This is a genomic window from Streptococcus oralis (assembly GCF_023109005.1).
GTDB classification, from domain to species: Bacteria; Bacillota; Bacilli; order Lactobacillales; family Streptococcaceae; genus Streptococcus; species Streptococcus oralis_BU.
Genome location: NZ_JALDTU010000001.1, coordinates 341,015 through 356,539 on the forward strand (window position 1 = coordinate 341,015; position 15,525 = coordinate 356,539).

Annotated in this window: 16 protein-coding genes; 13 read left to right on the top strand and 3 right to left on the bottom strand. The window is 43.7% G+C overall.

Annotation, left to right across the window (positions count from 1 at the left end; genetic code table 11):
• The first annotated feature begins 9 nt into the window (after positions 1-9).
• The 11 genes from M1F56_RS01575 (at position 10) to tig (ending at position 10,339) form a co-directional block, all read left to right on the top strand.
• Complete coding sequence (locus tag M1F56_RS01575) at positions 10-699, top strand: response regulator transcription factor (RefSeq protein WP_247916647.1); 690 nt, start codon at positions 10-12, stop codon at positions 697-699.
• Between the two features lie 99 nt (positions 700-798).
• The gene (locus M1F56_RS01580) at positions 799-1,941 is read left to right on the top strand and encodes an N-acetylmuramoyl-L-alanine amidase family protein (RefSeq protein ID WP_247916648.1); all 1,143 of its coding nucleotides are present in this window, start codon (positions 799-801) and stop codon (positions 1,939-1,941) included.
• 119 nt (positions 1,942-2,060) lie between these two features.
• Complete coding sequence (gene mvk, locus M1F56_RS01585) at positions 2,061-2,939, top strand: mevalonate kinase (RefSeq protein WP_247916649.1); 879 nt, start codon at positions 2,061-2,063, stop codon at positions 2,937-2,939.
• Positions 2,921-3,874 carry a diphosphomevalonate decarboxylase gene (mvaD, locus tag M1F56_RS01590; protein WP_247916650.1) on the top strand — a complete coding sequence of 318 codons (954 nt, stop codon included), beginning with the start codon at positions 2,921-2,923 and terminating at the stop codon, positions 3,872-3,874. The genes mvk and mvaD overlap by 19 nt, the downstream gene beginning before the upstream one ends.
• Positions 3,861-4,868, top strand: a complete 1,008-nt coding sequence (locus M1F56_RS01595) for a phosphomevalonate kinase (protein ID WP_247916651.1) — start codon at positions 3,861-3,863, stop codon at positions 4,866-4,868. The genes mvaD and M1F56_RS01595 overlap by 14 nt, the downstream gene beginning before the upstream one ends.
• Positions 4,852-5,853, top strand: a complete 1,002-nt coding sequence (gene fni, locus M1F56_RS01600; RefSeq protein WP_247916652.1) for a type 2 isopentenyl-diphosphate Delta-isomerase — start codon at positions 4,852-4,854, stop codon at positions 5,851-5,853. Before M1F56_RS01595 ends, fni begins: the two co-directional genes overlap by 17 nt.
• Positions 5,854-5,971: 118 nt before the next feature.
• The gene (gene liaF, locus M1F56_RS01605) at positions 5,972-6,670 is read left to right on the top strand and encodes a cell wall-active antibiotics response protein LiaF (protein WP_247916653.1); all 699 of its coding nucleotides are present in this window, start codon (positions 5,972-5,974) and stop codon (positions 6,668-6,670) included.
• Positions 6,667-7,665 carry a sensor histidine kinase gene (locus M1F56_RS01610; RefSeq protein WP_247916654.1) on the top strand — a complete coding sequence of 333 codons (999 nt, stop codon included), beginning with the start codon at positions 6,667-6,669 and terminating at the stop codon, positions 7,663-7,665. Before liaF ends, M1F56_RS01610 begins: the two co-directional genes overlap by 4 nt.
• A gap of 10 nt (positions 7,666-7,675) precedes the next feature.
• A complete protein-coding gene (locus M1F56_RS01615; protein ID WP_125417783.1) occupies positions 7,676-8,308 on the top strand; it encodes a response regulator transcription factor in 633 nt (210 codons plus the stop codon).
• Complete coding sequence (locus M1F56_RS01620; protein WP_247916655.1) at positions 8,309-8,965, top strand: DNA alkylation repair protein; 657 nt, start codon at positions 8,309-8,311, stop codon at positions 8,963-8,965. It abuts the gene before it with no gap.
• Between the two features lie 90 nt (positions 8,966-9,055).
• Positions 9,056-10,339, top strand: a complete 1,284-nt coding sequence (gene tig / locus M1F56_RS01625; protein ID WP_247916656.1) for a trigger factor — start codon at positions 9,056-9,058, stop codon at positions 10,337-10,339.
• 186 nt (positions 10,340-10,525) lie between these two features.
• Here the strand turns inward: tig and recD2 are convergent, their stop codons facing one another.
• The 3 genes from recD2 to rnhC form a co-directional block, all read right to left on the bottom strand.
• Complete coding sequence (recD2, locus tag M1F56_RS01630) at positions 10,526-12,895, bottom strand: SF1B family DNA helicase RecD2 (RefSeq protein ID WP_247916657.1); 2,370 nt, start codon at positions 12,893-12,895, stop codon at positions 10,526-10,528.
• A gap of 129 nt (positions 12,896-13,024) precedes the next feature.
• Entirely contained in the window at positions 13,025-13,639 is a 615-nt protein-coding gene (gene lepB, locus M1F56_RS01635) for a signal peptidase I (RefSeq protein ID WP_247916658.1), read from the bottom strand.
• Positions 13,640-13,642: 3 nt separating this feature from the next.
• Positions 13,643-14,527, bottom strand: a complete 885-nt coding sequence (gene rnhC / locus M1F56_RS01640) for a ribonuclease HIII (RefSeq protein WP_247916659.1) — start codon at positions 14,525-14,527, stop codon at positions 13,643-13,645.
• A gap of 86 nt (positions 14,528-14,613) precedes the next feature.
• On the opposite strand from rnhC, the gene zapA reads away from it, so the two are divergent.
• Positions 14,614-14,916, top strand: a complete 303-nt coding sequence (zapA, locus tag M1F56_RS01645) for a cell division protein ZapA (protein WP_000002028.1) — start codon at positions 14,614-14,616, stop codon at positions 14,914-14,916.
• Complete coding sequence (locus M1F56_RS01650) at positions 14,913-15,461, top strand: CvpA family protein (RefSeq protein ID WP_247916660.1); 549 nt, start codon at positions 14,913-14,915, stop codon at positions 15,459-15,461. Before zapA ends, M1F56_RS01650 begins: the two co-directional genes overlap by 4 nt.
• Positions 15,462-15,525 lie beyond the last annotated feature (64 nt).

Genomic DNA, 15,525 nt, shown 5'->3' on the forward strand with positions numbered 1-15,525 from the left:
AGGTCTGCCATGGGGAAACGGATTTTATTACTTGAGAAAGAACGAAATCTCGCTCGTTTTCTCAGTCTGGAACTCCAAAAAGAGCAATACCGTGTTGATCTTGTAGAGAAGGGGCAAAAAGCCCTCTCCATGGCTCTCCAGACAGATTATGACTTGATTTTACTGAATGCTCATCTGGGGGATATGACGGCCCAGGATTTTGCAGACAAGCTGAGTCGGACAAAACCAGCCTCAGTGATTATGGTCTTGGACCATCGCGAAGAATTGCAAGACCAGATTGAGACAATCCAGCGCTTCGCCGTTTCTTACATCTATAAGCCAGTGATTATTGACAATCTGGTAGCTCGTATTTCAGCGATTTTCCGAGGTCGGGACTTCATTGACCAACACTGTAGTCAGATGAAGGTTCCAACGTCTTACCGCAACCTACGTATGGATGTAGAACATCATACCGTTTATCGTGGCGAGGAGATGATTGCTCTGACGCGCCGTGAGTATGACCTTTTGGCCACTCTCATGGGAAGCAAGAAGGTCTTGACTCGTGAGCAGTTATTGGAAAGTGTTTGGAAGTACGAAAGTGCGACAGAGACCAATATCGTGGATGTTTATATCCGTTATCTACGTAGCAAGCTTGATGTAAAAGGTCAAAAAAGCTACATTAAAACCGTGCGTGGTGTTGGGTACACCATGCAAGAATAGAAAAGCAGTTGCAGTTGTGTAACTGCTTTTTTTGAGGAATTTCTATATATTGACATACAGTAAAGTCTTTGCTACAATCAATTATGGAGGAAAGATCGAATGAAAAAATTTAAAATAATGATGCAAGTTGGACTCGCAGTCTTTTTCTTTGGTTTGCTAGCTACAAATACTGTATTTGCGGATACCACAGGTGGCCAATTTGTTGATAAGGATAATAGAAAATATTATGTAAAAGATGATCATAAAGCAATCTATTGGCATAAAATAGACGGTAAAACTTACTATTTTGGTGATAGAGGAGAGATGGTTGTCGGTTGGCAATACGTAGAAATTCATGGAACAGGTTATCGTGATAATTTATTTAATAATCGTCCAGTCTTAGAAATTGGCCTTCAACAGAAGTGGTACTATTTTGGACAAGATGGTGCTTTGCTAGAACAAACAGATAAACAAGTACTAGAGGCAAAAACGTCTGAAAATACAGGAAAAGTATACGGTGAACAATATACTCCATCTGCTGAAAAGAGAACTTATTATTTTGATAATAATTATGCTGTAAAGACAGGCTGGACTTATGAAGACGGCAATTGGTATTATTTAAATAAGCTAGGAATTTCTGGCGATGATTCTTACAATCCACTACCAATTGGTGAAGTTGCTAAGGGTTGGACTCAAGATTTCCATGTTACTTTTGGCATTGATAGAAGCAAACCTGCTCCATGGTACTACCTAGACCCAGAAACTGGGATTATGCAAACTGGTTGGAAACAACTTGGCAATAAGTGGTACTACCTCCGTTCATCAGGAGCTATGGCGACTGGTTGGTATCAAGAAGACTCAACTTGGTACTATTTAGATGCTGAAAATGGTGATATGAAAACGGGCTGGCAATACCTTGGGAACAAGTGGTACTATCTCCGTTCATCAGGAGCAATGGCGACTGGCTGGTATCAGGAAAGTTCCACTTGGTACTATTTAGATGCGTCAAATGGTGATATGAAGACAGGTTGGGCTTATGTCGGTAACAAGTGGTACTATCTCCGTTCATCAGGAGCTATGGCAACTGGTTGGTATCAGGAAGGTTCGACATGGTATTATCTAAACGCAAGTAATGGTGACATGAAGACAGGCTGGTTCCAGGTCGGAGGGAAATGGTACTATGCTTATAGTTCAGGTGCTTTAGCAGTGAATACGACTGTAGAAGGCTATTACGTCAATTATAATGGCGAATGGATCCAATAATGAAAGGGGCGATTGTGAAGGAAACAATCGCTTTTTTTGTGAAAATATAATAAAATAGATAGGAGGAAATACTACTGTATGAAAAGCAAGACGGTCTTTCCGTCTGGTTAAAGGAAAACATGATAAAAAAAGTTGGTGTCGGTCAGGCACATAGTAAGATTATTTTAATAGGAGAGCACGCTGTTGTATACGGCTATCCTGCCATTTCCCTGCCTCTCTTAGAGGTAGAGGTGACATGCAAGGTAGTTCCTGCAGCGAGTCCGTGGCGTCTTTATGAGGAGGATACTTTGTCCATGGCAGTTTATGCTTCGTTAGAATATTTAGAGATTAAAGAGGCCTGCATTCGCTGTGTGATTGACTCGGCTATCCCTGAAAAACGGGGAATGGGTTCGTCAGCAGCTATCAGCATAGCAGCCATTCGAGCTGTTTTTGACTACTATCAAGCCGACCTGCCTCATGATATATTAGAAATCTTGGTCAATCGGGCGGAGATGATTGCTCATATGAATCCGAGTGGTTTGGATGCCAAGACCTGTCTCAGTGATCGACCTATTCGCTTTATTAAAAACGTTGGATTTACAGAGCTTGAGATGGATCTATCTGCCTATTTGGTGATTGCTGACACGGGCGTGTATGGTCACACTCGTGAAGCTATCCAAGTGGTTCAAAGTAAGGGTAAGGATGCTCTGCCGTTTTTGCATGCCTTGGGAGAATTGACCCAGCAGGCAGAAGATGCGATTAGACGAAAAGATGCTGAAAAACTGGGACAAATCCTCAGTCAAGCGCATTTACATTTAAAAGAAATTGGTGTCAGCAGCCCTGAGGCAGACTCCCTCGTTGAAACGGCTCTTAGCCATGGTGCTCTAGGTGCCAAGATGAGTGGTGGTGGGCTAGGAGGCTGTATCATAGCCTTGGCAACCAATTTGACACACGCTCAAGAACTAACAAAACGATTAGAAGAGAAAGGAGCTGTTCAGACATGGATCGAGAGCCTGTAACAGTACGTTCCTACGCAAATATTGCCATTATCAAATACTGGGGAAAGAAAAAAGAAAAAGAGATGGTTCCTGCTACTAGCAGCATCTCTCTGACGTTGGAAAACATGTACACAGAGACGACCTTGTCGCCTCTACCGAAGGATGCGACGGCTGATGCATTTTATATCAATGGTCAGCTCCAGAGTGAGGCTGAGCATGCTAAGATGAGCAAAATCATTGACCGTTACCGTCCGGCTGGGGAAGGTTTTGTCCGTATCGATACCCACAACAACATGCCTACTGCAGCGGGCCTGTCCTCTAGTTCTAGTGGTTTGTCCGCCTTGGTCAAGGCTTGCAATGCTTATTTCCAGCTTGGTTTGGATCGGAGTCAGTTGGCACAGGAGGCTAAGTTCGCTTCAGGTTCTTCCTCTCGTAGTTTTTATGGACCACTCGGTGCCTGGGACAAGGATAGTGGAGAGATTTACCCTGTAGAGACAGACTTGAAACTAGCTATGATCATGTTGGTGCTAGAGGACAAGAAAAAACCAATTTCTAGCCGTGATGGGATGAAACTCTGTGTGGAAACCTCGACGACTTTTGACGACTGGGTGCGTCAATCTGAGAAGGATTATCAGGATATGCTGGTCTATCTCAAAGAAAATGACTTTGCCAAGGTTGGTGAATTAACGGAGAAAAATGCTCTGGCTATGCACGCTACGACCAAAACAGCATCACCAGCCTTTTCTTATCTGACCGATGCAAGTTATGAAGCCATGGACTTTGTCCGCCAGCTTCGTGGGCAAGGAGAGGCCTGCTACTTTACCATGGATGCTGGTCCCAATGTCAAGGTCCTCTGTCAGGAGAAAGACTTGGAGCATTTATCAGAAATCTTCGGTCAACATTTTCGCTTGATTGTGTCAAAAACAAAGGATTTGAGTCAAGATGATTGCTGTTAAAACTTGCGGAAAACTCTATTGGGCGGGTGAGTATGCTATTTTAGAGCCAGGACAGTTAGCCTTGATAAAGGCGATACCTATCTATATGAGGGGGGAGATTGCCTTTTCTGATAGCTACCGTATCTACTCAGATCTGTTTGATTTCGCAGTGGACTTGACGCCAAATCCTGACTACAGCTTGATTCAAGAAACGATTTCTCTAGTGGAAGATTTTCTCACTTACCGTAGCAAGACCTTACGACCTTTTTCCTTGGAAATCCGTGGAAAAATGGAACGGGAAGGGAAAAAGTTTGGTCTGGGTTCTAGCGGTAGCGTCGTTGTCTTGGTGATCAAGGCCCTGCTGGCTCTATATGATATTACGGTTGATCCGGAACTCTTGTTCAAGCTGGCTAGCGCGGTCTTGCTCAAGCGAGGCGACAATGGTTCTATGGGAGACCTTGCCTGTATTGTGGCAGAAGATTTGATTCTCTACCAGTCGTTTGATCGCCAAAAGGTGGCTGCTTGCTTGCAAGAAGAAAACTTGGCAACAGTTTTGGAGCGTGATTGGGGCTTTTCTATCTCACAAGTAAAACCAGGTCTAGAATGTGATTTCCTAGTGGGATGGACCAAAGAAGTGGCCGTATCGAGTCAAATGGTTCAGCAAATCAAGCAAAACATCAATCAGAATTTTTTAACTTCCTCAAGAGCAACGGTGACTGCTTTGGTAGAAGCCTTGGAGCAGGGGAGAGCAGAAGAAATAATTAATCAGGTGGAAACAGCCAGCCAGCTTTTAGAAGGCTTGAGCGCAGATATTTACACGCCTTCGCTTAGAGAGTTAAAAATGGCCAGCCAAGGTTTGCAAGCTGTTGCCAAAAGCAGTGGCGCTGGTGGTGGCGACTGTGGTATTGCCTTGAGTTTTGATGCGCAATCAACTGAAACCCTAAAAAACCGTTGGGCCAATCTGGGGATTGAGCTCTTATACCAAGAAAGGATAGGACATGACGACAAATCGTAAGGATGAGCACATCCACTATGCCCTTGAGCAGAAAAATTCCTATAATAGCTTTGATGAGGTCGAGTTAATCCACTCTTCGCTACCGCTCTATGACCTAGATGAGATTGATTTGTCTACAGAATTTGCAGGTCGAAAGTGGGACTTTCCTTTTTATATCAATGCCATGACGGGTGGGAGCGAAAAAGGTAAAGAAATCAATCAAAAACTAGCTCAAGTTGCAGAAACCTGTGGGATTTTGTTTGTGACGGGCTCTTATAGCGCAGCCCTCAAAGATCCAACAGATGACTCTTTTTCTGTCAAGACTAGCCATCCAAATCTCCTCCTTGGAACCAATATTGGATTGGACAAGCCTGTTGGACTTGGTTTGCAGACTGTGACGGAGATGAATCCGCTACTTTTACAAGTGCATGTCAATGTTATGCAGGAATTGCTCATGCCTGAGGGAGAAAGGAAGTTCAGAAGCTGGTATTCGCATCTGGCAGACTATAGCAAGCAAATCCCTGTTCCCATCATTTTAAAGGAAGTGGGTTTTGGCATGGATGTGAAGACCATCGAGAGAGCCTATGAACTGGGCGTTCGAACTTTTGACCTATCGGGTCGTGGTGGCACTAGCTTTGCTTATATTGAAAACCGTCGCAGTGGCCAGCGTGATTACCTCAATCAATGGGGTCAGTCCACCATGCAAGCCCTCCTCAATGCTCAAGACTGGAAAGACAAGGTCCAACTCTTGGTCAGTGGAGGGGTTCGGAACCCGCTGGATATGATTAAGTGCCTGGTCTTTGGTGCCAAAGCCGTGGGTTTATCACGAACCGTTCTGGAATTGATTGAAACCTACTCAGTCGAGGAAGTGATTAGCATCATCCAAGGATGGAAAGACGATCTAGGCTTGATCATGTGTGCCCTTAACTGTGCTACTATAGCGGATCTGCAAAAAGTAGACTATATTCTTTATGGCAAACTAAAAGAAGCGAATGATCAGAAATAAAGAGGTCGGGACAAAAATCCCGCTCTTTTTTGTATCTCTTTGTCAAGCGCTTTTTTCCATCCTCAGACCGAGGTGACTTTTTTGAATTATGATAGAATAGAAGGGAGAGGATGCAGCTATGAAAAAATTTCAAATCTTTTTATTTATTGAAGCCTGTCTGTTGACGGGAGCTCTGATTTTGATGGTGTCAGAGCATTTTTCGCGTTTTCTGCTGATTCTGTTCCTCTTTTTACTCTTACTGCGCTATTATACAGGTAAAGAGGGCAACAACGTCTTTCTCATTGTAGCGACCATTCTTTTCTTTTTCATCGTCATGCTCAATCCCTTTGTGATTTTAGCTATCTTTGTGGCAGTGATTTACAGTCTCTTTCTTCTTTACCCGATGATGAACCAAGAAAAAGAGGATACGGACTTGGTCTTTGAAGAGGTGGTGACGGTTAAAAATGAACGCAATCCTTGGTTTGGCAATCTCCATCATTTCTCTAGTCACCAGACCTGCCAATTTGACGATATCAACCTCTTTCGTCTCATGGGCAAGGACACCATTCATTTAGAAAGAGTTATCCTAACCAATCATGACAATGTCATTATCCTTAGAAAGATGGTCGGAACAACTAGGATTATTGTACCTGTAGATGTGGAAATCAGCCTCAGTGTTAACTGCCTCTATGGAGATTTAACTTTCCTCCATCAACCCAAGCGAGCCCTCCGCAATGAACACTATCATCAGGAGACCAGAGACTATCTCAAGAGTAACAAGAGCGTCAAGATTTTCCTAACTACTATGGTTGGCGATGTGGAGGTGGTCAGAGGATGAAAAAGCAATCCTATCTGTTAATCGGCCTGACTTCTCTCCTTTTTATCCTCTTTTTGACCAATAGTCTACTGGATATTCTCAATCTTGATTGGTCCTATTTGCTACAAGATATCGAGAAAACAGAGAAACTCATCTTCTTGATCTTGGTCTTTAGCCTTTCCATGACCTTCTTTTTTGTACTCTTTTGGCGCGTGAGAGAAGAAGTCTCTCGCAGAAAAATGCAGGTTAATCTCAAGCGACTGCTAGCAGGGAAAGAGGTGATCCCCTTTGCAGATCCAGACTTGGAAGCCAGTTTCCAATCCTTGTCTGGCAAGCTTAATCTCTTGACAGAAGCTGTTCAAAAGGCTGAAAACCAAAGCCTAGTCAAGGAAGAAGAAATCATCGAGAAAGAACGGAAGCGGATAGCACGTGACTTACATGATACGGTTAGTCAGGAGTTGTTTGCGGCCCATATGATTTTATCGGGTGTCAGTCAGCAGGCTTTGAAGCTGGATAGAGAAAAGATGCAGACCCAGTTGCAAAGTGTCGCGGCCATCCTAGAGACCGCCCAGAAAGATCTGCGGGTCTTGCTCTTGCATTTGCGACCAGTTGAGTTGGAAGAGAAGAGTTTGGTTGAGGGGATTCAAATCCTCTTAAAAGAGCTTGAGGACAAGAGCGATCTCAAGGTCAGTCTCAAGCAAAATGTGTCTAAATTGCCTAAGAAGATTGAAGAGCATATCTTCCGCATTTTGCAGGAATTGATCAGCAATACCCTCCGCCATGCCCAGGCATCTTGCCTAGATGTCTATCTCTATCAGACAGATGTTGAATTGCAGCTGAAGGTGGTGGACAATGGGATTGGTTTCCAGTTAGGGAGCTTAGACGACTTGAGTTATGGACTGAGAAATATTAAGGAGCGGGTCGAAGATATGGCAGGTACTGTTCAACTCTTGACAGCACCTAAGCAAGGACTGGCGGTTGATATCCGTATTCCCTTGCTAGATAAGGAATTATAAAGGAGTATAGATGAAAATTTTACTGGTAGATGACCATGAAATGGTCCGATTGGGCTTGAAAAGCTACTTTGACCTCCAAGACGATGTAGAAGTTGTGGGCGAGGCGGCCAATGGGTCTCAAGGTATTGAGTTGGCCTTGGAACTGCGCCCAGATGTCATTGTCATGGATATTGTCATGCCTGAGATGAATGGAATTGATGCTACCTTGGCCATCCTCAAAGAATGGCCTGAAGCCAAGATTTTGATTGTGACATCTTACTTGGACAATGAAAAAATCATGCCAGTCTTGAATGCTGGTGCCAAAGGCTATATGCTAAAGACTTCTAGTGCAGACGAGCTACTCCATGCCGTTCGTAAGGTGGCTGCTGGGGAGCTGGCTATTGAACAAGAGGTCAGTAAGAAGGTCGAGTACCACCGCAATCATATCGAGCTTCATGAGGAATTGACTGCGCGTGAGCGAGACGTACTTCAACTCATCGCTAAGGGCTACGAAAATCAACGCATTGCAGATGAACTCTTCATCTCTCTCAAGACGGTCAAGACCCACGTGTCCAACATCCTAGCCAAGCTTGAGGTCAGTGATCGTACCCAGGCTGCAGTCTATGCCTTTCAGCACCACTTGGTTGGGCAGGAGGACTTTTAGATGAGTCTTGCAGATTTACTTGTGGAGCTAGAAGCGGCAAAAGACCCTGAAAAAGCGGGACCTATGGAAGCCTATATGCGTCATCAATTTCCCTTTCTAGGCATTGCAGGTCCTGAAAGAAATTCACTCTATAAAAAGTATTTTCCAGAAGAGAAAAAAACAAAGATTATCGATTGGGATTTTGTAGACACTTGCTGGGAAAAGGAGCCTAGAGAATACCAATATGTGGCTGCCAACTATTTGAAAGCCATGCAGTCTTATCTAACGAAGGACGATTTGCCTAAGCTTGAGTGTCTGGTCGTGACCAAGTCCTGGTGGGACACGGTAGATATCCTAGACAGAGTAGTAGGGAGTTTGGTGGCTAACCACCCGGAACTTGAAGAAGTGATTTTAAAATGGAGCCTATCAGATAATATCTGGCTGAGACGTGTCGCTATTGACCACCAGTTGTTAAGGAAAGAGAAAACAAATGTCCAACTGATGGAAAAGACCCTGCTAAACAATCTGGACCAGACAGAATTTTTCATCAACAAAGCCATCGGCTGGGCTCTAAGAGACTACTCTAAAACTAATCCCGAATGGGTAGCACATTTTATTGAAAAAAATAAGAAGAGAATGGCTGAACTTAGTATCAAGGAAGCGAGCAAGTACCTCTAGCACTATTGAAAAGCGCATTCATTACTTGAAAAAAGTCGCTATTATATGGTATAATGGACTGTATTAAAAATTTTAAGGAGAAATGACAGAATGTCTGTATCATTTGAAAACAAAGAAACAAACCGTGGTGTCTTGACTTTCACTATCTCTCAAGACCAAATCAAACCAGAATTGGACCGTGTATTTAACTCAGTAAAGAAAACTCTTAACGTTCCTGGTTTCCGTAAAGGTCACCTTCCACGCCCTATCTTCGACCAAAAATTTGGTGAAGAAGCTCTTTATCAAGATGCAATGAACGCTCTTTTGCCAAATGCTTATGAAGCTGCAGTAAAAGAAGCTGGTCTTGAAGTCGTTGCACAACCAAAAATCGATGTGACTTCAATGGAAAAAGGTCAAGACTGGGTTATCACAGCTGAAGTCGTGACAAAACCTGAAGTAAAATTGGGCGACTACAAAAATCTTGAAGTATCAGTAGATGTAGAAAAAGAAGTAACTGACGCTGACGTTGAAGAGCGTATCGAACGCGAACGCAACAACTTGGCTGAATTGGTTATCAAAGAAGGCGCTGCTGAAAATGGTGACACTGTTGTGATCGACTTCGTTGGTTCTATCGATGGTGTTGAGTTCGACGGTGGAAAAGGTGAAAACTTCTCACTTGGACTTGGATCAGGTCAATTCATTCCTGGTTTTGAAGACCAATTGGTTGGACACTCAGCTGGCGAAACTGTTGATGTTGTTGTAACATTCCCAGAAGACTACCAAGCAGAAGACCTTGCAGGTAAAGAAGCTAAATTCGTAACAACTATCCACGAAGTAAAAGCAAAAGAAGTTCCAGCTCTTGACGATGAACTTGCAAAAGACATCGACGAAGAAGTGGAAACTCTTGACGAATTGAAAGAAAAATACCGCAAAGAATTGACTGCTGCGAAAGAAGAAGCATACAAAGATGCCGTTGAAGGTGCAGCGATCGATAAAGCGGTAGAAAACGCCGAAATCGTAGAACTTCCAGAAGAAATGATCCACGAAGAAGTTCACCGTTCAGTGAATGAATTCCTTGGAAACTTGCAACGTCAAGGTATCAACCCTGACATGTACTTCCAAATCACAGGAACTACTCAAGAAGACCTTCACAAACAATACGAAGCAGAAGCTGAGTCACGTACGAAGACTAACCTTGTTATCGAAGCAGTTGCCAAAGCTGAAGGATTTGACGCTTCAGAAGAAGAAATCCAAAAAGAAATCGAGCAATTGGCTGCAGATTACAACATGGAAGTGGCGCAAGTTCAAAACTTGCTTTCAGCCGACATGTTGAAACACGATATCGCAATCAAAAAAGCTGTTGAATTGATTACAAGCACTGCAACAGTTAAATAATAGTATACTCTTCAAACTACGTCAGCGTCGCCTTACCGTATATATGTTACTGACTTCGTCAGTTCTATCTACAACCTCAAAGCTGTACTTTGAGCAACCTGCGGCTATCTTCTTAGTTTGCTCTTTGATTTTCATTGAGTATTAATAAACAAAAATCCCACCTAACTAGGTGGGATTTCTGTTGCACTATTTTCCAAAAATCTCTTTTAAGTCTGCATCTGTAATCCCAATCATGGCTGGGATGCTAGACCAGTTTTCCTCGGTGAGGATGCAGGATTGTTCAGAGTCACTTGCTGTGGCAGTTTCAGAGAAGGCTTGTTTACTTTCTTCAATATTATTTTCAATTAGATCACTGAAGCGTTCAATCAGATAGGTCTTGCGAGCAGTCCCGATATGCTTGACTGCATAGTCAAAGGCCTGTAACTCGCCAAGAAGGATGAGCTTGCTCTTGGCCCGTGTGATAGCTGTGTAGATGAGATTGCGTTCCAGCATGCGCTTGCTAGCACTAGTGATGGGCAGGATGACAACAGGAAACTCACTTCCCTGCGACTTATGAATACTCATGGCATAGGCCAGTCGAATCTTGTACCATTCGTTTCGAGGATAGATGACCTCATTGCCATCGAAATCAATGACAATCTCGTCTTGTTTGGACTCAGTGTATTTTCCAGGAATCAGGTCTGTGATGTAGCCTAGGTCTCCATTAAAGACATTGACTTCGGCATCGTTGACTAGGTGAATGACCTTGTCCCCTGTTCGATAGTGACACTGAGTGGCTTCAAAACTCACTTGTCCTTTTTGGTGAGGATTGAGCAGGTCTTGCATGAGTTGGTTGATGGCGTCAATACCAGCAGTTCCTCGATACATAGGCGCCAGCACCTGAATATCGCGAGCCGGAATGCCGCTTCTGAGGGCGGCACCGAGGATTTTCTCAATCGTAGCTGGGATATGGCCACTAGCGATTTCAAAGTAGGAGCGGTCTGCTTTTTTCTGGGTAAAGTCAGCTGGCAAGATGCCTTGTCGAATCTGACTTGCCAAGGTAACGATGGTTGATTCTTCGCTCTGACGGTAAATCCGTTCCAAGCGAGTCTGGGGAATCAGGGATATCTGGAGCAGGTCGGCCAGAACTTGTCCAGGACTGACAGAAGGCAACTGGTCACTGTCTCCCACGATGAGGATTTTACTGTTAGAAGAAATGTTGGAGAAGAGTTGGTTGGCTAGCCAAGTATCCACCATGGAAAACTCATCTACAATGATAAAATCGGCATCTAGATAATCTTCCAGATGGCTGGTATCATCGTCTCCCGTCATTCCCAAATGGCGGTGTATGGTAGCACTTGGCAATCCTGTCAATTCATTCATGCGCCGAGCGGCTCGACCAGTTGGAGCTGCTAGAAGGATAGGCAGGTTGCTTTTTTTCTTGAGGTCAAGTCCTTCTAAAAGGGCATAGACGGCGATGATACCATTGATAACGGTGGTCTTTCCAGTACCAGGTCCACCTGTTAGGATAAAGACCTTGTTCTGGATGGCATCGCTGATAGCCTGCTTTTGAATGCTATCGTAGTGGATACCCAGTTCTTTCTCGACAGTAGAGATATGGTTGTGAATGGTTTCTAAGTTCTGACTCTTCTGCTTTCCTTTTTCGAGGATACGAACCAAGTGACTGCGAATACCTTCCTCAGCGAAAAAGAGGCTATTATCAAAGATTTTGGTATCTACCTGTTGGATTTTATCTTCTTCAATCAGATGAGATAATTCCTGAGCAACTTGGCTAGGGTCGAGTTCCACGGGACGGGAAGACTCGAGGAGAGTTAGGGTCTGTTCCAGCAAATCACGGGCTTCCATATAGGTATCCCCTGTCTCCATACAGCCTTGAAGGAGGCTGTGGACGAGTCCCGCACGAAAGCGCTCAGGAGCTTGACTTTTGATTCCTAGTTCGGCGGCTAATTGGTCAGCAATGATAAAACCCAAGCCCTTGATATCTTCAACCAGTTGGTAGGGATAATTTTCGACAATATCCAGCGTTTCGTCCTTGTAAAAGTCTTGAATCTGAAAGGCTAGTTTATTGGGAATGCCGTAGTTGGCCAGTTTTGCCAAGACCATTTCTGTCCCATAGTTGAGGCGGAGGGTGGAGACAAAAGCCTCACGGTTTTTGGCAGAGAGTCCAGCAATGCTTTCCAGCTTTTCAGGATGCTCCAGAATTTCGTCAATGGTATTTTCGCCATAGGTATCAACGATTTTCTGAGCTGTTTTGAGTCCAATTCCCTTGAAATGGCTACTGGAAAAGTACTTGACCAGCCCATTTTTAGTTGGTTTTGCCCGTTCATAACGGCTGATCTGAAGCTGTTCTCCATACTTGGAGTGCTGAACGATTTGCCCCCAAAAAGTGTAGTCTTCCCCTTCAATCACGTCCGCCATGGTTCCTGTAACGATGATTTCAAAATCGTCAAAGTCCTCCGCATCGGTATCTTCGATATCTAAGAGGAGGATGCGATAAAAATTACTGGGATTTTCAAAAATAATCCGTTCAATGGTGCCTGAAAAATAAACTTCCATAGGTTTCCTTTACATGAGTTCATGAGAGTTGGACCCTTAGCTTCTTTCAACAAGCTAGGAGGCTAAAAGGTTTTCTACTCGCAATAGAAAAAGAGACTGAGACTTAGCGTTCTCGGCCTCTTCCTTATCTTAAAAAGTTCCGATACGGTTAAGTGGCCAGAAACGGAATTTTGCTTCACCTTTGATATCGCTTACCTTGAAGGTGCCGACATGGCGGCTGTCGCTAGAGACTAGACGATCGTCACCAAGGAGAAGGTACTCGCCTTGAGGGACAGTAAAGCTGAAGCTGGTATTGGAATTGACATCGACCGTAAAGGCCTGTGCTTTTTGAGCAAGTTCTCTAAAGTAGACTCCCTTATTGCCTTCAAATCCTTTGCCAGTATAGGTGTTTTGCAACTTTTCTGTTTTGAACAAGTTGAGGTATTCAGCTAGGTAAGGTTCATCCGTTTCCTTATCGTTGATAAAAAGTTTATCATTTTCGTAGCGGATGGTATCTCCTGGCATACCGATGACCCTTTTGACAATGTCTTTATTTCCTTCTTCTTCATGCGCAACCACGATGTCGAAGCGGTCAATTGGGAGGTGTTTGACGACGAAGAGAACCTCTCCGTCAGCTAGGGTAGGGTCCATCGAGTGTCCTTCCACACGTACATTGCTCCAAAGAAAGATACGGCTAAGGCCGACCAGCGCGATAATCAGGAAGAAAACTCCCCATTCTTTTAGAAATGTTTTAAACGAATTCATAATTTACCTTTCTAGAAGTGCTTTGGCTTTTTCAGTGTTTTTAAAATGCAGTTTGGCGCAGAAATGAAGTCCCTTCATACCATAGGCTTGCAGGATTTTGCTAGCAACCTTATCAGATGCAGTTCCAGCGCCACTTGGCAGTTGATAGCCTAGTTCTCGTCCAAGATTTTCCAAGTTTTCGAGGAAGAGACCCCGCGCGATGATAGAGCTAACTGCAACAGCCAGGTATTTGCCCTCAGCTTTTTCTTCCAAAGTGATCTTGTTTGGAAAATGATTGGCTTCTTGCGCCAAGTACTTGTCATAGTTTTTAGCGCTTGTAAAAGCATCAATGACGATTTTTTCTGGCTGGACTCCTTTTTGAAGTAGGAGAAAAATAGCCTGATTGTGAAGGGCAACTTTTACAGAAACAGCATTGTAACGCTCTCCGATAACTTCGTTGTACTTGCTCGGTGAAAGGAGAAGCGCTTGGTGCTGGATTTTTTCCTTGAGAATAGGGGCAATTTGACGAATCTTTTGATCTGTCAGAGTCTTAGAATCCCCCACACCGAGTTTTCGCAAGAAATCGTGCTGATCAGGTGTCACGAAGGAAGCCACGACAGCCAGCCCACCAAAGTAGGAACCATTTCCCACCTCATCAGTCCCAATCATAGGAAAATCTTGTCCGCTCTTTTCTTGTCGAACTTGATAGCCAAAAAAACTGGCGTATTGCTGCTCAGCCATTTCGCCCTGGAGGAGAACTTTTCCTGAAGTATAGACGGAAACAGTCGCCTGAGGGAAGCGAAAAAAATAGCGGATATAGGGATTTTTACTAGGAGCGAGAGCCTTCTGATACTGACTTAAAAAGCTCTGAATTTCTTGTTCACTTGGTGTGAGTGTGATACTTGCCATAGTCTCTATTGTACCACAAAAGCAGGAGAATTGGTAAAAACTGACAAAATTAGCGAAATTTGGTATAATATCGTGAGGTGAATTTTATGGCAAATCTAAATCGATATAAGTTTACATTCGGGAAAAAGACATTAACCTTGACAACCGAGCATGACAACCTCTTTATGGAGGAAATTGCCAAGGTTGCGACTGAAAAATACCAAGCAATTAAAGAACAAATGCCTGGGGCGGATGATGAAACCATTGCGCTTCTTTTGGCGGTCAACTGTCTGTCTACACAGCTCAATCGTGAAATTGAATTTGATGACAAGGAGCAAGAGTTGTTAGAACTCCGTCACAAGTTGATTGCTGTCAAACAAGAACAGAGCAAGATTGAGGATTCTCTATGATTTCAATCCTACTCTTATTGGTTCTAGCTTGGGGATTTTATATCGGCTACCGTAGAGGTTTGGTGCTGCAAGTTTATTATTTCATCGTTGCAGTGATTTCAGCCTTTGTTGCAGGACAGTTTTATAAATCACTGGGGGACCACTTCCATTTGCTTGTCCCTTATGCCAATCCTCAGGAAGGACAGGGCACCTTTTTCTTCCCTTCAGACCAGCTTTTTCACCTAGACAAGGTCTTTTATGCGGGTCTCGCCTACCTTCTAGTTTTTGGGATTTGTTACAGTATCGGACGTTTTATCGGTTTGTTCCTACACTTGATTCCAACTAAAAAGCTCGATGTCAAATGGTTTCGTATCGGAGCAGGCTTATTGTCGCTATTGGTAACCTTATTTGTCTTGCAAATGGCTCTGACTATTCTTGCAACAGTGCCTCTGGCAGTCATTCAAAATTCACTCGAAAAAAGTACAGTAGCCAAACACATCATCCAAAGTGTCCCTTTTACGACAAACCTTATCAAACAACTCTGGGTGACAAATTTAATCGGATAAAAAGGGCGGGATTTTTCCTAGCCCTTTGTTTACAGATTGGGGGACTAGGTCAAAACCTCTAGTT